Here is an 18,353-nt window from a genome sequence, read left to right as displayed (position 1 = left end):
GGGTTGTGCTTTGCGGGCCATTATTTTATGTTAGCCGACAATGATAAAGCATTATTTCAATCAGGGCTAACGCCCTACGTTGGGGCGATTGGCATATCGCCCCCCGTTCCTCATGGCAGTGTCAACGACCAGGTATCAGGGCTAAGCAATGGCCCTGTTTTTATATCGATATGAATCAAGACCGATTACCAGCCCTGACCCTCTGGGCGCAAAATTGTGAACAGGATCCGCAGCTGCAGTTGCAGCTTATTTCCGGGGATGCCAGCTTCCGCCGTTACTATCGAGCCCATGGCCGCATCTGGGTTGATGCCCCACCACAAACCGAGAAAAACCGCGAGTTTGTGCGCAATGCCCAAGCGCTGCAGCGGGCGGCCATCCCGGCACCCATTGTTCATGCCGTTGATCTGGACCAAGGGTTTCTCTGTGTCTCGGATTTAGGGGACGAGATGCTGCTGGCTCGATTGGATTCAGCCTCGGTGCGTCACTGGTATGGCAAGGCTATCGCCTTGTTGCCCGCCATGGCGCGCATTGAGCTGCCCTTGGAGCCTTTCGATGCCGAATTTATGGCCCGAGAAAACAGCATCTTCCCGGAATGGCTTCTGGCGAAGCACTTGGGGTTGCACCTGGATGAGACGGAACAGCGCTTGCTGGAGGAGACCTTTGGTCTGCTAACCCGCAACAATCTGGCACAGCCGCAGGTGGTGATGCACCGGGATTTTCACAGTCGTAACCTGATGGTGCTGGCGGACGAATCCCTGGCGGTGATCGACTTCCAGGATATGGTATGCGGGCCTCTGACCTACGATTTAGTCTCCCTGCTCAAGGACTGCTATGTGCGCTGGCCATTATCTCTGGTCAACGACATGGTGACCTTGGGTTATCAGTGCTATCAGGCTGCCGGCTTGCTGGCGGGCATGGATGAAGCCCGTTTCCGTTCAGCCTTGGCATTGACCGGTATGCAGCGTCATCTCAAGGCCGCTGGCATCTTCTGCCGCTTGCACCATAGAGACGGTAAATCCGGCTATCTGAAAGATATTCCGCGCACTCTGTTCTATGTCTGGGAAACCGCGCGTGCGGAGCCGGAGTTGCAGTCGTTTGCCGCCTGGCTCGAGCTGCGGGTTCTACCGCATTTTCCATATCAGCCCCAGAGCGAGGTGTCGTCATGCGCGCCATGATCCTGGCTGCCGGTCGGGGAGAGCGCATGCGCCCGCTGACTGATGAGTTGCCCAAACCGCTGCTGAGTGTCGGCGGCAAGCCGCTCATCGTGCACCACATTGAGAAATTGCGGGCGGCGGGTATTCGCGAGCTGGTGATCAACCACGCCTGGCTGGGTGACAAGCTGGAGGCGGCACTGGGGGATGGTTCCCGGTTCGGCGTGCAGATCTGCTGGTCGGCTGAAGCCGCTGGTGGACTGGAGACGGCGGGCGGCATTCGTCAGGCCCTGCCGCTGCTGGGAGATGCACCGTTCCTGGTGATCAATGGCGATATCTGGCTCGATGGCGACTATGCCGGCTTCGTGCAGCAGAGTCTGGGCGAGGATCTAGCCCATTTGTGGCTGGTGGATAACCCGCCGCAGCATCCGCAGGGCGATTTTAGCCTGCGGCAGGGGCGCGTGTTGGCGCAACCGGCGCTGACTTTCAGCGGTGTGGCTCTCTATCAGCCGCAAGCCTTTGCCGAGGTACCTGCGGGTAAGCAACCATTGTTGCCCTGGTTCCGGCGCTGGATTGCGGCAGATCAGGTGTCAGGCTCTCATCTGCGGGTCGAATGGCGCGATATCGGCACGCCCGAGCGCTTGCTGCAACTGGATCAACTGCTGCGAACTCGACAGCTGAGCAGCGATTCAGCCTCCGGGCAAGGAGTGGTCGATGCACTATAAAGGCAAATTGATTGGCTTCTTACTCGGCCTTTGGCTGGGGAACTGGATTGGCGCCTTGTTCGGGCTGTGGATTGGTCATGCCTATGACATCGGTAAACGGCGTCAGCAGGGTTTCAGTTTTCGCCGGGTGCCGACGCGTGCCGAACAGGCGCTGTTCTTTCATACCACCTTCGCAGTGATGGGCCATATCGCCAAGGCGGCGGGACGGGTCAGTGAACAACAGATCCGCATTGCCAGTCTGTTTATGGATCGGATGCAACTGCAGGGCGAGATCCGGCGCGAGGCTCAGGAGTCGTTTCGTCAGGGCAAGGATGCGGATTATCCGCTGGAGCAAGAACTGGCCAGTTTCCGCCGTGCCTGCCGCGGGCAGATGGATTTGCTGCGGGTGTTTCTGGAGATCCAGCTGCAGGCCGCTTTTGCCGACGGTGCCTTGCAAGGCGAGCAGCGGCTGCGATTGCTGGAGGTGGCCGAGCTGCTCGGCTTTTCCCGCTGGGAGCTGGAACAGTTTCTCGCCATGGCAGAGGCGGAAACCAGCTTTGGTCGCCATCAGCAACGGGCGGGGACTGGACACCAGGGCGCTGGATGGACACCGCCACCGGCTCGGGATCGCCTCAAGGATGCCTATACCCTGCTCGGTGTTCAGGACAGTGCCAGTGATAACGAGGTGAAAAAAGCCTACCGCAAGCAGATGAGCAAGCATCATCCGGACAAGCTGGCGTCTCAGGGGCTACCGCCGGAGATGATGAATATGGCCAAGGAGAAAACCCAGGAAATCCAGCAAGCCTGGGAGTTGATCAAGCAGCAGCGAGGGATCCGCTAAACCACGCGCAGCTCGCCGAGTTTGGGCGTGGGCACAGTGAGCGCCCGTCCATCATCGCTATGTCCCAGTTCGTTGTGGTGAATGGAATAGGGTGGCGTCTGGATAAAAAGCAGACCGTTGGCGGCAGGGATGCCGCCGTCGAGCCCCCATGGAAGGGTTCATGGCGTGTCTGCGGTTGTTCTGACGCCACACTTATTCGGATCGTTTATCCATGCAACTCGTGGTTGGACAGCGTCATTACAAGGGACTGGCACTCTTGCGATAGTCACTGGGGCTCATACCCACCCGCTTTTTGAATACCCGTGAGAAGTAGAGCTGATCATCATAACCGACCTGCTGGCCGATCACGGCGACCGGCATGGGGGTGGTTTGTAACAGCAGCTTGGCGCGTATGATGCGCTGATCTTCACGCCAGCGGACTATGCTGACGCCAACCTGTTCGCGAAACAGATGAGCCAGACGCGACGGGGATAAGAACACCTGTTCGGCGAGGGCATCGATGGTGATCTCGGCGGCCAGCGAGGTGTTGAGGATCTGGCAGGCTTCCAGCACCCGATAATCCATCGGCACCATATCCGCTTGGGAGGAGATCTCGTAGCAGCGGATCAGCAGCCGCTCGAGCAGATTCATGGCCAGGGATTCCGACATCGGCCGAAATGCCTTATGGGTCTCCTCGATATCCAGAAACAGTAGATCGAACTCCTGGATCAGCTCCGGCTCGGTCAGGGTAATGCGCCCGACGCGCTGCACTTCGTGAGGCCACTTCAGCCAGTCCGCCCAATAGGCGCGAGGACGGAAATAGACCCAGCGGTGATACCAGCACTCGCTCTCCTCCGCCCGGTGATAGTAGTGGACCGCCTCCGGCGGGAAGAGCAGCAGATCCCCCGGTTCGACGTCGAACGCCTGCTCGCCAGAAAAAATGGTGCCCTTGCCTTTAACCGTCAGGTTGATGATGAATCCCTTCATGCCGTGTTGTCGATCAATGACAAAGTCCAGAACATCATTCCGTTCGATGGGCGTCAGGCCCGAGACCAGAAACGCATCGAACAGGTAGTCCGGCAGCAAGGGGTTGAGCTGTTTGGGTTGGTCTTTTTTCATAGAAGACACGGCAGAGAAAAATTTCTTGGTGAAAAAATCAGCTTTATGCATTGTATTCGGCCATCACTAATCTGCTGTGTGTCACGGAGCTAATTCCGTCAACTAATTGAGTTTCATCACATTTGTTCTTTCGGTGTGCACAGGTTCGGCTCAGACTCCGGGATGACGTCATGGCTGAACCGGAGGTCGGGAGTAAATGCAGCCAGCATGTCCACTGGCTGCAATTGTGGCGGTGATGAGGGATTAGACCCGGGCTTTGCGCACTTGTTTGTAGCGGTCGAACAGCACGGCGGCCAGCAGGATCAGACCCCGCACCACATACTGGGCAAACGGCGATATGTTCAGCAGGTTCATGGCATTTTCCATCAGCCCCAGGATCAGAACCCCGGCGATGACATAGGAGATCTTGCCGATACCGCCCTTCATCGAGACTCCACCCAGTACGCAGGAGGAGATGACGATGAGTTCGAAACCGATGGAGGTCATGGGCTGACCGGAGGTCATGCGCGAGGCGAGTATGATACCGGCCAGCGCTGAAATCAGACCTGTCATGGTGAAGATGATGATCTTGGTGCGCACCACATTCACCCCGGCCAGGCGTGAGGCCTCCTCGTTACCGCCCATCGATAGTGTGTTGCGGCCGAAGGTGGTCTTGTTCAGCAGCAGGCCAAACAGCACGAAGCAGACGGCGGTGATCCAGACCGGCGTCGGAATGCCCAGCATGGCGGAGTTGCCGATGTCGAAGAAGCTCTCCTCGACGATGCCGACCGCTTTGCCATCGGAGATGATGTAGCCCATGCCGCGCGCCATCTGCATGGTGGCGAGCGTGGTGATGAGCGCATTGATTTTGAACTTGGCGACCACAATGCCGTTGATGAGACCAAACAGCATGCCGACACCCAGACCCGCCAGCACCCCCATGGTGATGCTTTCAGTGGCATTGATGGCCACGGCGCAGGTCACCCCGGAGCAAGCGACGATGGAGCCTACCGACATATCAAACTCACCGGCGGCCAGACAGAACAACATGCCACAGGCGACCATGCCGGACATGGAGACCGCCAGACCCAGCCCCTTCATGTTGATCAGGCTGGCAAAGTTGGGGATCAGTAAACTGGCGAACAGGAACAGGATGGCGAAGATCACCAGCATGCCGTACTGATCCCAGATGCGGGCCAATTGCAGCGCGGGCTGGTTGGCCTCTTTCTTCACGGCGCTTGGGGCCGCTGCCATAGATGTTGCCATGGTAAAACTCCTTTATGGATTCAAGTCCGAAAGTGGTTATTAACGGGCCGGCATCGCCAGATGCAGGGCTTTGACCTCATTGGCGTCGCTGTGCAGCAGTTCGCCGGAAATCCGTCCCTCCCGCATCACCAGGATGCGGTCCGAGACACCCAGTACTTCGGGGAGCTCGCTGGAGACCACCACCACGGCGATCCCTGATTTGGCCAGGTCGTAAATCACGTTATAGATTTCGTTTTTGGCGCCGACGTCGATGCCACGGGTGGGTTCATCGAGCAGGATCACCTTCATGTCTTCCGAGAGCCAACGGCCGAGAATGGCCTTCTGCTGGTTGCCACCGGACAGATGCATGATGGCCTGATGGGGCGAGGGGGTTTTCACCCGCATATCGCGGATCCGCAGCTTGGCGTTTTCGTCTTCCCAGGCCTGATTGATGAGAAAGCCGCCGCGCGCCTTGTGGCGGCGAGCGCTGATGTTGATGTTCTCCTGCACCGAGTGGATGGGGATGATGCCCAACGCCTTGCGGTCTTCGGTGCACAGCATGATGCCGCTGTGAATGGCATCGATGGGATTGCGGATCGGTACCGGCTTGCCAAACACGGCTATCTCGCCGGCCACCATTTTTTCGGCGCCAAAGATGAGTTTCATCATCTCGCTGCGACCGGCGCCGACCAGACCGAAGATCCCCAGGATCTCGCCCCGTTTGACGTGGAAGGAGACTGCTTCCTTGAGGCCGGGCCCCTGCAGGTTTTTGACCTCCAGCCCCATGGCGCCGTGGGGGCGCGGCTCATAGCCATAGATATCGGTCAGCTCGCGACCCACCATGGTCTTCACCAGCAGATCCCGGTCTACTTCGGCCATGGAGTCGAAGGTGTGGACAAACTGGCCATCCTTGAAGACGGTGATGGCGTCGCACAGCTCGAAGATCTCATCCATCCGGTGCGAGACATAGAGGATCACCTTGCCCTCATCCCGCAGCTGACGAATGACGCGAAACAGTTGTTCAATTTCCCGTGAGGAGAGGCTGCTGGTGGGTTCATCGAAGGCAATCACCCGCGCGTCGCGTGTCAGCGCTTTGGCGATTTCCACCATCTGCCATTGCCCGAGGGAGAGGTACTTCAGCGGTGTTTCGGGCGAGACATCCATGCCCAGCCGCGCCAGTTGGCGGGCGGCATCCTGATAGAGTTTTTCTTTATCGATAAAGCCATGCCGGGTCGGCAACTGCCCCAGATAGATGTTCTCGGCAACTGTCATCTCCGGGACCAGATGCAGCTCCTGGTAGATGATGGCGATGCCGCTTTCCAGAGCATCGACCGTGTTCTGGAAGGTCACCTCGCTGCCACCGAGTTTGATGACCCCATCGGTCGGTGCCTGAAAACCGCTGAGTATTTTCAGCAAGGTGGATTTGCCAGCACCATTCTCGCCCATCAGGGCGTGGACCGTGCCTTCCTGGCAGGAGAAGGAGACATTCTGTAACGCCTTCACGCCAGGAAACTCTTTGCTGATGCTACAAAATTCCAGATACGGGACTGACTGATTCATTTTTCTACCCCATGTCCGGCATGGGGTCACCCCCATGCCGGCACCTGTTGATTCCGACTAGAGACCTTTCTTCTGCAGCTCGACCTTGAAGTTGTCGCGGGTGATCAGCACCACATCGGTTACCTCGGTGAATTTCTCGGGTTCTGTGCCCTTCACCACCCAGTCATTCAACATCTGGATGCTCTTGTAGCCGTGGACATCCGGGCTCGGCAGCAGGGAGCCGAAGAAACCAGTGGCCTTGGACTTGGAGAGTTCGTTCACCGCATCGACGCCGTTGATACCGATACCGATGACGTTCTCGGCCTTGAAGCCCTGACCTTCGGTGGCGCGGACGCCTCCCAGTACCGTGTTGTCGTTCATGCCGACAACCAGCCAGTTTTTAACATCCGGATGCTGCACCAGCATGGAGTTGGCGGCATCCAGAGCGCCGGGAATGTCGTTGGCCTTGGTCGGTACGCTGTAGATCTGGGCTTCCGGGAAGCCGGCGGCTTTCAGGGCGCTGATGGAGCCTTCAACCCGGCGGCGGGCGGTATCCAGTTCGTTGGCGGTGATGGCCAGCACGCCGGTGGCTTTGGCATCCCACTTCCGGGCGGTCATCTCCTTGAACAGCTCCTGACCCTGACGTTCGCCAATCTTGGTGGCGGCCATCATCACCAGCGGTACATCGGTCATCGGCTGGCCTTTGGCATTCACGAACTGGTCATCGACGGTGATGACTTTCAGATCCATGCTCTTGGCCTTGGCCATGATGGCGGGCCCGAGCTTCGGATCCGGGGTACAGATGACGAAGCCTTTGGCGCCGTTGGCGGCCAGGCTATCGATGGCGTTCAGAGTTTTTTCACCATCGGGAACTGCAATCTTGATGACCTCGAAATTCAGGTCTTTACCGGCTTTATCGGCGAATGCCCACTCGGTCTGGAACCAGGGCTCTTCCGGCTGTTTGACCAGATATCCCAATTTCAGTTGCTCTGCGGCAAAAGCAGAATTAGCTATACCAAGTGCCAAAGCGGCAGTGACTAGATTTTTAACCATTTTATTCATGGCAATGTCCCCTGATCGTGCGTCATTAAATTTGAGTACCTGATGTGTCAATTGAGTGCGTTGGCGTCAACCCGAAAAACATCAAGATAAAACAGGTGGTTATCGACTTCGCTGATTGAACGGGATTATTTGTAACCGCTTTCTTGGTGGGATTTAGCGACTTGGATCACGCCGGGAAATTGTAGCGATTTTGTCTATATTTTTAGCGATTTTGTCATGTGTCGAAATTTGAATCGCCTTCCACAAATGAATCAGACAGCCGATATATCCATATTTTCAGCAGTCGATGCCTAACGGGCCTGTTCCCACATCTCCTATGGTTTCCGCCACGGTTATTCCTTTTCTTTTTAATTTTCCCAGGAGAACACCATGGCTGAGCACATCGTCATCGGGCTCGATTTCGGCAGTGATTCGGTGCGGGCTCTCGCCGTCCGTTGCCAGGATGGCGCCGAATTGGCGACCCACGTGGTCTATTACCCCCGCTGGCGGGATGGCAAGTTTTGCGATCCGATCCGCAACCAGTTCCGGCATCATCCTCTGGACTACATCGAATCCATGGAGCAGGCGGTGCGGCAGGTGGTCAGCCTGTTGGCACCCGCCCAGCGCCTGGCGATCCGCGGCATCGGCGTTGACACCACGGGCTCGACTCCGGCACCTGTCGATGAACAGGGCAATGTGCTGGCGCTGCGCGACGAGTTCGCCAAGAACCCGAACGCCATGTTTGTGCTGTGGAAGGATCACACCGCCATCGCCGAGGCCGAGGCCATCACCGAACTGTGTCACAGCGGCCAGTTCACCGATTACAGCCGCTACATCGGCGGCATCTACTCATCCGAGTGGTTCTGGGCCAAGATCCTGCACGTCTCCCGTGCCGACCGCGCGGTGCGCGAAGCGGCCTGCAACTGGGTCGAGCTGTGTGATTGGGTGCCAGCGCTGCTCAGTGGTACCCAGGCTCCCGCCCAACTCAAGCGCGGTCGCTGCTCCGCTGGTCACAAGTCGTTGTGGCATCCGCAGTGGGGTGGATTACCGGCCGCCGATTTTCTCGATGCCCTGGATCCGCTGTTGACCCAGGATCTGGATTACCCGCTGTTTACCGAGACCTGGACCGCCGACATTCCAGTCGGGCGCATCACCGCCGAATGGGCGGAGCGCTTGGGGGTGCCCTCGGATGTGATGATTGCCGGTGGCGCCTTCGACTGCCACATGGGCGCCGTGGGGGCGGGAGCCAGCCTCAACACCCTGGTCAAGGTCATCGGCACCTCCACCTGTGACATCCTGATCGCCGATCACGACACCATAGGGCAAAGGGCCATTGCCGGGATCTGTGGTCAGGTGGACGGCAGCGTGGTGCCCGGCCTCATCGGTTTGGAAGCCGGGCAGTCGGCATTCGGCGACATCTATGCCTGGTATCAGCGACTGCTGAGCTGGCCGCTGGATCAGCTGACCAAGAGTTATCCCGAGCTGAAGACCGCGGTCGAGCATCACAAGCAGCAGATGCTGGGGGCCCTGACTCAATCCTGGGACAAGCAGGTGGATCTGGAACACCTGCCGGTGGTGCTGGACTGGTTCAACGGTCGTCGCACCCCCAATGCCAACCAGCGCCTGAAGGGCACCATCTCGGGGTTGAACTTAGGCTGCGATGCGCCTGATCTGTTCGGTGCCCTGATCGCGTCGACCGCCTTTGGCGCCCGTAGCATCATGGAGTGCATGACCAGTCAGCAGGTGCCGGTCGAGCAGGTGATGGCGCTGGGCGGTATCGCCCGCAAATCCCCCGTCGTCATGCAGGTGTGCGCCGATGTGATGAATCGCCCCATCCAGGTGGTGGCTTCGGATCAGTGCTGCGCCCTGGGGGCCGCCATCTTTGCCGCCGTGGCCGCCGATATCTATCCCTCCATTGCTGCCGCCCAGGCGAATATGGCAAGCCCGGTGGAGCGCACGCACCAGCCGCAAGCCGACAAGGTCGCCGCCTACGAGAGCCTCTACCAGCGCTTCCTGAAATGGGGGGCGGTCGCCGAGCCGCTCTACAACGAGGGGCGCAACGCATGAATCTGCAACAGCTCAAACAGCAAGTGCTCGAGGCCAATCTCGACCTGCCCCGTTACAACCTGGTGACCTTCACCTGGGGCAACGTCAGCGGCATCGACCGGGAGCAGGGACTGGTGGTCATCAAGCCCAGCGGCGTCAGCTACGAGCAGATGACGGTGGACGATCTGGTGGTGCTGGATCTGGCGGGTAACCGGGTGGCGGGGCAGTTGCGCCCCTCCTCGGATACCGCCACCCATCTGGTGCTGTACCGCCAATATCCCGAGCTCGGCGGGGTGGTGCATACCCACTCCACCCATGCCACCGCCTGGGCTCAGGCGCGGCGGGCGATCCCGATCCAGGGCACTACCCAGGCCGATTATTTCCACGGCGATGTGCCCTGCAGCCGCCTACTTTCTGAGGTCGAAGTGCGGGACGACTACGAGCGGCTGACCGGGGATCTCATTGTCGAGACGCTGGGGGAGACGCCCCCCCTGACCATGCCGGGGATCCTGGTGGCCAATCATGGTCCCTTCAGCTGGGGGGCCGATGCCCACGCCGCGGTGCACAACGCCGTGGTGCTGGAGGAGGTGGCGCGCATGGCCTGGATCACCCATCAGCTCAATCCGCAGGCAGCCGCCTTGCCCGATTACATGCTGGAAAAACACTACCAGCGCAAACATGGAAAAAACGCCTATTACGGCCAATCCGGCGCCCACTAACGCGTCGGCTGGTCCATCAACCGCTTCATCGATGAGGAATGAATCATGGAATTTTTAAAGCAGTTAGAAGTCTGGTTTGTCGTGGGTAGCCAACATCTGTATGGCCCGGAAACCCTGAAACAGGTGGCCGATCATGCCCAGCTGATGACTCAGCAGCTGAACGAGAAGGCCGGTCTGCCGCTGAAGATAGTGCTCAAACCGACCGGCACCACGCTCGATGAGATCTCGGCGATTGCCCGTGATGCCAACCACAGCAGCGCCTGCGTCGGGGTCATGGTGTGGATGCACACCTTCTCCCCAGCCAAGATGTGGATCCCGGCCCTGACCCAGCTGGGCAAGCCGCTGCTGCAATTCCACACCCAGTTCAACCGCGATCTGCCCTGGGGCGAGATCGACATGGATTTCATGAACCTGAACCAGACCGCCCACGGTGGCCGCGAGTTCGGCTTCATGGGCGCTCGTCTGCGCCTGCCGCGCACCGTGGTGGTCGGCTATTGGGAAGATCAGGGGGTACACGCCAAGATCGCCCGCTGGATGCGCATCGCCGCCGCCGTGTATGACAGCAAGCAGATGAAGGTGGCGCGTTTCGGCGACAACATGCGCAACGTGGCGGTGACCGAAGGCGACAAGGTCGAGGCGCAGATCCAGTTCGGTTATCAGGTCAACTACCATCCGGTGGGCGATCTGGTCGGCGTCATCAATGCCGTCTCGGCGGGCGAGATCAATGCCCTGCTCGAGGAGTACGAAAGCCTCTATACCCTGAGCGCGGCGGTGCAGGAAGGTGGCGCCCATCGGGAATCTTTGTACGAAGCGGCTCGTCAGGAGCTGGGGATGAAGCGCTTCCTCGAACAAGGCAAGTTCGGCGCCTTCACCACCACCTTTGAAGATCTCTATGGCCTGCACCAGTTGCCGGGTCTGGCTTGCCAGCGCCTGATGCAACAGGGTTATGGTTTCGGTGCCGAGGGGGATTGGAAGACCGCGGCCCTGTTGCGCACCCTCAAGGTGATGGGGCAGGGGCTGCCAGGCGGCACCTCCTTCATGGAGGATTACACCTACCATCTGGCCGAGGGCAACAACCTGGTGCTCGGCGCCCACATGCTGGAAGTCTGCCCATCCATCGCCGCCAAGAAACCCGTGCTGGATGTGCAGCATCTGGGCATCGGCAAGAAGGCCGCACCTGCGCGCCTGCTGTTCTCCGCCCCCGCTGGCAAGGGGGTCAACGCCAGCCTCATCGACATGGGCAACCGCTTCCGCCTGGTGGTCAACAATCTGGATGTGGTGGACCTGCCCGCCGCCCTGCCGAAACTGCCGGTGGCCTGTGCCCTGTGGGAGCCCAAGCCGAATCTGGAAGTGGGCGCCGAAGCCTGGATCCTGGCCGGTGCCGCCCACCACTCGGTGTTCACTCAGGCGCTGGATGCCGAGTACCTGCGCATCTACGCCGAGATGGCGGGGATCGAGTTCCTGCTAATCGACGAAAACACCCGCATTGCGGAGCTGAAAAAAGAGATCCAGTGGAACGAGATCTACTACAAGCTCCGTTAATCCTGATCCCCGTCCTATGACGGGGGCCTTATTTGGGCGCTGTTTTATCGCCGGTTGGTGATACAGGAGGGGAGGAAGTCGCGGGCGAACAGCAGACCGTTGGCGGCATGGATGCCGCCATCGAGCCTACATGGATGTATTCACGGCGTGTCTGTGTTCGTCGCTACTTCCGGCTCTCCAGCTCTCGGATTACAGACCAAGCAGCATCAAACGCGAATTGCGCCCAAGGTGCCGATTTTCCCTATTTGCCGCCCAGAAATGGAGTGCGGCCAGGAGTTCTCATGTCCAGTTTGCTCACTCAACTGCGCGCCGTGACCACGGTTGTCGCCGATACCGGTGAATTACCGGCCATCAAGGCGTATGCCCCGGAAGACGCCACCACCAATCCCTCGTTGATCCTCAAGGCCGTCGCCTGCGCCGAGTATGCGCCGCTGCTCGAGCAAGTCGTGGCGGCGGCTCGCGACCAGAGCCCGGTGCTCGCCGAGCAGGTCATCGAGGCTGCCGATCGGCTGATCGTCGCCATCGGCTGCGAGGTGTTGCAGTGCATCCCGGGGCGCATCTCCACCGAGGTGGATGCCCGTCTCTCCTTCGATACCGAAGCAACCATCGGCAAGGCCCGCAAGCTGATTGCCTTGTATGAGGCGCAGGGGGTACCGCGCAGCCGGGTGCTGATCAAGATTGCCGCCACCTGGGAGGGGATCCGTGCCGCCGAACAGCTCGAGCGCGAGGGGATCAACTGCAACCTTACCCTGCTGTTCAGCTTTGCCCAGGCCCGTGCCTGCGCTGAGGCCGGGGTGTTCCTGATCTCGCCGTTTGTCGGCCGGATCCTCGACTGGTACAAGGCCAAGACCGGCCAGAGCTATGACGCCGAAACCGATCCGGGGGTGCTCTCGGTGCGGGCCATCTACCACTACTACAAGCAGCACGGTTATCCGACCGTGGTGATGGGGGCAAGTTTTCGCAGTGTCGAGGAGGTGCTGGCGCTGGCCGGTTGTGATCGTCTGACCATCAGTCCGGATCTGCTGCAAAAGCTGGAGGCGCAGTCCGGTGTTCTGGTGCGGCAGCTGGTGGATGAGGGGGGGCTGCAGAGCAAACCCATGCCCATGGGCGAGGCCGAGTTCCGCTGGCAACACAATGAGGACGCCATGGCCACCGAGAAGCTGGCCGAGGGGATCCGCAACTTTGCCATCGATCTGGTGAAGCTCGAGCAGTTGCTGGCCACCCGGCTGGCCTGAGGTTGTTCCCGAATTCTGTCTATTCATCAAGGGAGTCTTTGAGATGGGTGTGGAAGCAAAAACGTTAGCCAATGCCGTGCGCATGTTGAGTGTCGATGCGGTGCAACAAGCCAACTCCGGCCACCCCGGCGCCCCTATGGGGATGGCCGACATGGCCGAGGTGTTATGGCGTCATCATCTGCGGCACAACCCGGCGGATCCGGCCTGGATCAACCGCGACCGCTTCGTGCTCTCCAACGGTCACGGCTCCATGCTGCTCTACGCCTTGCTGCATCTGACCGGCTACGACCTGCCGCTGGCTGAGCTCAAACAGTTCCGCCAGCTGCACTCCAGGACGCCGGGCCATCCCGAGTTGGGGTATGCCCCCGGTGTCGAAACCACCACGGGGCCGCTCGGGCAGGGCATTGCTAATGGTGTCGGCATGGCGTTGGCTGAGAAGATCCTGGCGGCCCAGTTCAACCGCCCCGGTCACCCCATCATCGATCACCACACCTATGTCTTCATGGGCGATGGTTGCCTGATGGAGGGGATCTCCCACGAGGTCTGCTCCCTGGCTGGGACCCTGGGGCTGGGCAAGCTCATCGCTTTCTGGGATGACAATGGCATCTCCATCGACGGCCATGTCGAAGGCTGGTTTACCGACGATACCCCGGCTCGCTTCCGGGCGTATGGTTGGCAGGTCATCGACAGCGTCAACGGTCACGACAGTGCGGCTGTGGATGCGGCGATCCTTGAGGCCAAAGCCGATCCGCTGCGCCCGACCCTGATCTGCTGCAAGACCATCATAGGTTATGGTTCGCCCGGCAAGTCCGGCTCCCATGACTGCCACGGTGCGCCGCTGGGTAAGGACGAGGTCGCCAAGGTGCGTGAACAGCTGAACTGGCCCCATGCGCCGTTCGAGATCCCGGCCGAGATCTATCAGGCGTGGGATGCCAAGGCTCAAGGCGCCGAGCGCCAAGCGCAGTGGGATGCTAAGTTTGCCGCCTATCAGGCCGAATTCCCGGCCGAGGCCGCCGAGCTGCTGCGCCGTTGCCGTGGGACTCTGCCGGCTGACTGGTCGGCCAAGGCCCATGACTATATCGCCAACCTGCAGGCCAACCCGGCCGATATCGCCAGCCGTCAGGCCAGCCAGAAGGCGCTCAACGAATATGCGCGCATCCTCCCGGAATTACTGGGTGGCTCGGCGGATCTGGCGCCCTCGAATCTGACCCGCCACGTTCACGCCCTGGATGTGGACGGCAACACGCCGCAGGGCAACTATTTGCACTACGGGGTGCGCGAATTCGGCATGTCGGCCATCATGAACGGCATCACCCTGCATGGCGGCTTCATCCCCTATGGCGGTACCTTCCTGATGTTTATGGAGTACGCCCGCAACGCGGTGCGGATGGCGGCGCTGATGAAGCAACGCACCATCTTCGTCTACACCCATGACAGCATAGGCTTGGGCGAGGATGGCCCGACCCACCAACCGGTGGAGCAACTGGCCAGTCTGCGGCTGACGCCGAACATGGAGACCTGGCGCCCCTGCGATCAGGTGGAGAGTGCGGTGGCCTGGAAGGCGGCCATCGAGCGGGCGGATGGCCCCAGTGCCCTCATCTTCTCCCGCCAGGCGCTGGCCCAACAGCCCAGAAGTGCGGAGCAGGTGCGCGACATTGAACGGGGCGGCTATATCCTGCTCGCCTGCCCCGGTACGCCGGAGCTGATTTTGCTGGCCACCGGCTCGGAAATGGCGCTGGCGGTCGGTGCTGCCCAAACCCTGCAGTCTGAGGGACGGGCCGTGCGCGTGGTGGCCATGCCCTGCACCGAGCGCTTCGACAGGCAACCGGCGGATTATCAGGAGTCGGTATTGCCGAAGGGGGTACGCGCCCGGTTGGCCATCGAGGCGAGCATCGCCGGTTACTGGCAGCGCTACACCGGGCTGGACGGTGCCGTCATCGGTATGACCCGCTTTGGCGAATCCGCCCCTGCCGATCAGCTGTTCTCGCTGTTTGGCTTCACGCCGGAGCAGGTGCTGCAGCAAGCGCGGCTAATGCTGGCGTGATATCTGGAGTCTATTCGGGGTGGTAAATGACAAGCGGCGCCGAGGCGCCGCTTGTTGTTGCCGAGGGACTCTCAGTGCAGAGCCAGTTCGGCGTCGGCTTGCGCCGAGTTGAGGAAGAAAGAGCCGGCCCAGGTGTCGAAGCGGCCGCTGGGATTGATGGTTTGTCCGTTGGTCTTGGATACTCCCAGGTTCCAGATTTGATAGGCGTTATACCAGCCCCAGGGCTCGGCGACCTTGGGTTGCAGCATGAACAGGTTGCCACCGGCATCGTTGATGATCCAGTTGCTCAGTCCCGCCCCATCGAGCCCGCCATTGACCAGTTGGATCGGGATCTTTTTCCAGGATCCATCCCCCGTCACGGCGGGCAAGCTGGTGACCCAGTACCAGGTACGGGGTGTGCCATCGGCGTTGTAGCGGAATGAGGATGTCAGCAGTTGTCCGTCGTAGTCGCTGAGCCCCGGCAGGTTGCTGCTATTGATCTGATCCACGGTGACCCCTTGCTGACGCAGGGCGGCAATCTTGCCTGGCAGATCGGTGACGTTCTGGCTACCCCACTCGGCAAAGCGATGGCCAACCCAGAGGTCATTGATCTCCTTGAAGAAGATTTTGACATCCTGGCCCAAGTCATCGCTGGTAACCGTGAAGGAGGCTTCATCTGTGGTAGTCGCTGGATGGTCATCCAGATGATAGTGGTGCCAACTGGCGTGTTCCATTTCTACGGTTGGGCTGAGAACGGTTCGGACACTGGTGTAGTCATTGAACTTGTATCCATCCGGATGGGTGTCATCTTCGAGTCGAGAATTGGTTGCTGGATCCAGCAGGTAGCGGGCTCCGACTGTGGTAGTGACCAGCTGACCATCTTCTGTCTCCGTCTTGGTACTGAATTCGTACCAGTAGCTGGACATGTCGCTCTTGTACCAGTTGTAGTCGGCGTACTCCTCGAACTGGTCATCTTGTGGATTGGCCCAGACAGGTTTGGCATAGCTTTTCTCTTCCGAGCCATCGGGGCAGTTTACTAGGCCTGTTGTGGTATTGATGGTACCGTCCGCTTGCCAGTCCTGATCTTCGGTATGAGAGGTACAGCCATCATCCCGGGTCTGGTAGGTGTCGATCTCAATATAGGGATCCTCTTCGCTATAGGCATCGTCCGGGTTGCCGACATAGGCTGGGTTCGACGTCTTGTCGGCCAGATCAAACCAGTCATCGGGCGCAGGATAGGGCTCGGATGTCGCGTCCTTGGGCGCAGAGAACTGGTGGAATGTCTTCACTTGAGTGCTGTCGATTGTCTCTTCGGTAAAGTGCTGAACGATATCAACCGTAGATACATTACCTGCGGCCAACTGGGTCTTCAGATCGAGCCCATCGTGGTAGCGCAGGGGATTTTCAGACCAGCCTTCGCTCTTGGGGGAGTCTTCATCGAAATAGGCCCAGTAATCGGCACCTGCGTCACTTTCACTGCCGATCTGGAGCAGGTCTGCGGCAAATTGGAATTGACCATCTTTGTTCAAATCCTTGTGCCACCAGACCTTGCGCTCGAAACTGCCGTCGGCCTGTTTGACTTTATGATTAGTGTATTCATTATAAATCAATGGCTTACTGTTTAGCAGTTCAACGGCTCCTGCTTGACTATCCCAGTAGTAGTTGGTTCCTGTCTCTATGGTCTCCTTGTGCCCATCCAGGTAGCGGCTGACCGTGGTGGTGCTGACTAGTTTCAGCGTGAGCGCTTCCTTGGTGTGGTCTTCCATGTAGGTGTAAACCTTCTCCTCGTGGGTCACCACATCCGCTTCGCGACGTAGCGGATCCAGTGGCAATTCATCACTGTTGTCGCCGACCAGGTCACCATCGGTGTCTTTGGTTTCGGTGGCATCGTCCGGGAAGGCATCGCTGTTATCGCCGACCTTGTCTCCATCTGTGTCTTCGCTCTCGGTGGCGTCATTCGGGAAGGCATCACTGTTGTCGCCGACCTTGTCGCCATCACTGTCTTTGGTTTCGGTGGCGTCATTCGGGAAGGCATCGCTGTTATCGCCGACCTTGTCTCCATCTGTGTCTTCGCTTTCGGTGGCGTCATTCGGGAAGGCATCACTGTTGTCGCCGACCTCGTCGCCATCACTGTCTTTGGTTTCGGTGGCGTCATTCGGGAAGGCATCGCTGTTATCGCCGACCTTATCCCCATCGCTGTCTTTGCTCTCGCTGGCATCGTTCGGGAAGGCATCCTCGCTATCTGCTACGTCATCCCGATCCTGATCGACTATCGGGGTGACATGACCTTGGTCATCGACGACCACGTTGATGCTATCGGGATCGGTATCTTCATCGACAGGGTTCTGCTGCAGATACTCATCGAGTGCCTGACCGAGCGCCTTGCTGTCATCCAGCAGTTCAGCAGGATCCTCGGGGAGTGACTCGGGTAGCTGATCCGCCAAGTTGATGGCATAGACTTGAACCTCGATGTCATTGCTGGCAATGAAATCACCCAGCACCTGTTCCGGTTGCAGGCCCAGATCTGCGGCGATGGCAGCGGCGGCGGCATCCCGATCGAGGGTTGGTTCCTGCTGCATCTTCTGATCGACCAGCGTGCTCAAGGGGGTTACTTCGGCCACGCCCGGTGGCGCAGAAAGGGTAAAGCTTTGGGCGATAGCCCCTCGGGTTTCGTCCACGGTCTCACCGGCAATGGCTTGCACTAGAAGGCGATAACTTCCCGGGTTTTCTATACCGCTGACATCTAACGTGACCTTGCCACCTTCGCCGGAACGAGCATTCGGCTCTTCGCTATCTAGCAAGTTGTTGCCGTTGACATCCAGCCAGACCAGCGCGTTGCGCAGGTAGCCATCAATTGCAGTTGCTTGCAGCGTTGTATTGGCTGGCTCGTTGTTATCACTGCCACCACAGCCGGCGAGTGCGGCGCTTACCGCCATCGCGATCATGCTCAGTAAATATGGGTGCTTCATACCGTGCTCCTTATCCGATCCATTTGTTATCGCTGTTTCCTGGTAGCGACTCGGACTGCTCCTGAACGAGTTGCGCCGTGAACGCCTTGAGAGTGTGGGAGATGGGGGCTGGAATTGTAAAAGAAATGTAACTGCATGATGATTTCGGTCAATTTTTGAACGGCACATTCCTTTACGTCCGGGTAGTAATTGGCTTATGGGCTATTCGATGACGTTGTTTT

At 59.2% G+C, this 18,353-nt stretch carries 13 protein-coding genes; 8 read left to right on the top strand and 5 right to left on the bottom strand.

Annotation, left to right across the window (positions count from 1 at the left end; translation table 11 throughout):
* Positions 1-170: 170 nt before the first annotated feature.
* The 3 genes from ACZYUB_RS07150 to djlA are packed head-to-tail and all read left to right on the top strand — an operon-like array spanning position 171 to position 2,696.
* The gene (locus tag ACZYUB_RS07150; RefSeq protein ID WP_463946715.1) at positions 171-1,175 is read left to right on the top strand and encodes an aminoglycoside phosphotransferase family protein; all 1,005 of its coding nucleotides are present in this window, start codon (positions 171-173) and stop codon (positions 1,173-1,175) included.
* Positions 1,163-1,876, top strand: coding sequence for an N-acetylmuramate alpha-1-phosphate uridylyltransferase MurU (gene murU / locus ACZYUB_RS07145; RefSeq protein WP_463946714.1), 714 nt, complete (start codon positions 1,163-1,165; stop codon positions 1,874-1,876). Before ACZYUB_RS07150 ends, murU begins: the two co-directional genes overlap by 13 nt.
* Positions 1,866-2,696, top strand: coding sequence for a co-chaperone DjlA (gene djlA / locus ACZYUB_RS07140; RefSeq protein ID WP_463946712.1), 831 nt, complete (start codon positions 1,866-1,868; stop codon positions 2,694-2,696). Before murU ends, djlA begins: the two co-directional genes overlap by 11 nt.
* A 237-nt stretch (positions 2,697-2,933) precedes the next feature.
* On the opposite strand, the gene araC is transcribed toward djlA, so the two are convergent.
* The 4 genes from araC to ACZYUB_RS07120 form a co-directional block, all read right to left on the bottom strand.
* On the bottom strand, positions 2,934-3,845 hold the full coding sequence (gene araC / locus ACZYUB_RS07135) for an arabinose operon transcriptional regulator AraC (RefSeq protein ID WP_463946711.1): 912 nt from the start codon (positions 3,843-3,845) through the stop codon (positions 2,934-2,936).
* 192 nt (positions 3,846-4,037) lie between these two features.
* Positions 4,038-5,039, bottom strand: a complete 1,002-nt coding sequence (gene araH, locus ACZYUB_RS07130) for an L-arabinose ABC transporter permease AraH (RefSeq protein ID WP_463946709.1) — start codon at positions 5,037-5,039, stop codon at positions 4,038-4,040.
* A gap of 39 nt (positions 5,040-5,078) precedes the next feature.
* On the bottom strand, positions 5,079-6,578 hold the full coding sequence (gene araG, locus ACZYUB_RS07125; RefSeq protein WP_463946707.1) for an L-arabinose ABC transporter ATP-binding protein AraG: 1,500 nt from the start codon (positions 6,576-6,578) through the stop codon (positions 5,079-5,081).
* Positions 6,579-6,635: 57 nt separating this feature from the next.
* Positions 6,636-7,619: an arabinose ABC transporter substrate-binding protein gene (locus ACZYUB_RS07120; RefSeq protein WP_463946706.1), complete on the bottom strand. Its 984-nt coding sequence runs from the start codon at positions 7,617-7,619 to the stop codon at positions 6,636-6,638.
* 369 nt (positions 7,620-7,988) lie between these two features.
* Between ACZYUB_RS07120 and ACZYUB_RS07115 the strand changes: the two genes are divergently transcribed.
* The 5 genes from ACZYUB_RS07115 to tkt all read left to right on the top strand — a co-directional run bounded on the left by ACZYUB_RS07115 (position 7,989) and on the right by tkt (position 15,184).
* Positions 7,989-9,665: a ribulokinase gene (locus tag ACZYUB_RS07115; protein WP_463946705.1), complete on the top strand. Its 1,677-nt coding sequence runs from the start codon at positions 7,989-7,991 to the stop codon at positions 9,663-9,665.
* The gene (locus ACZYUB_RS07110; protein ID WP_463946704.1) at positions 9,662-10,363 is read left to right on the top strand and encodes an L-ribulose-5-phosphate 4-epimerase; all 702 of its coding nucleotides are present in this window, start codon (positions 9,662-9,664) and stop codon (positions 10,361-10,363) included. Before ACZYUB_RS07115 ends, ACZYUB_RS07110 begins: the two co-directional genes overlap by 4 nt.
* A gap of 45 nt (positions 10,364-10,408) precedes the next feature.
* Positions 10,409-11,905 (top strand): L-arabinose isomerase, encoded by a 1,497-nt coding sequence (araA, locus tag ACZYUB_RS07105; protein ID WP_463946703.1) that lies wholly within the window; start codon positions 10,409-10,411, stop codon positions 11,903-11,905.
* Between the two features lie 281 nt (positions 11,906-12,186).
* Positions 12,187-13,140, top strand: coding sequence for a transaldolase (gene tal / locus ACZYUB_RS07100; RefSeq protein WP_463946702.1), 954 nt, complete (start codon positions 12,187-12,189; stop codon positions 13,138-13,140).
* Between the two features lie 43 nt (positions 13,141-13,183).
* On the top strand, positions 13,184-15,184 hold the full coding sequence (tkt, locus tag ACZYUB_RS07095) for a transketolase (RefSeq protein ID WP_463946701.1): 2,001 nt from the start codon (positions 13,184-13,186) through the stop codon (positions 15,182-15,184).
* Positions 15,185-15,255: 71 nt separating this feature from the next.
* Here tkt and ACZYUB_RS07090 read toward each other — a convergent pair whose 3' ends face one another.
* Positions 15,256-18,132 (bottom strand): hypothetical protein, encoded by a 2,877-nt coding sequence (locus ACZYUB_RS07090; protein WP_463946699.1) that lies wholly within the window; start codon positions 18,130-18,132, stop codon positions 15,256-15,258.
* Positions 18,133-18,353 lie beyond the last annotated feature (221 nt).

Source organism: Pseudaeromonas sp. HNCC25DJ182, assembly GCF_055413365.1.
Note: the sequence above shows the minus strand (reverse complement) of the source record. Positions and strands in the feature narration are given on the sequence as shown.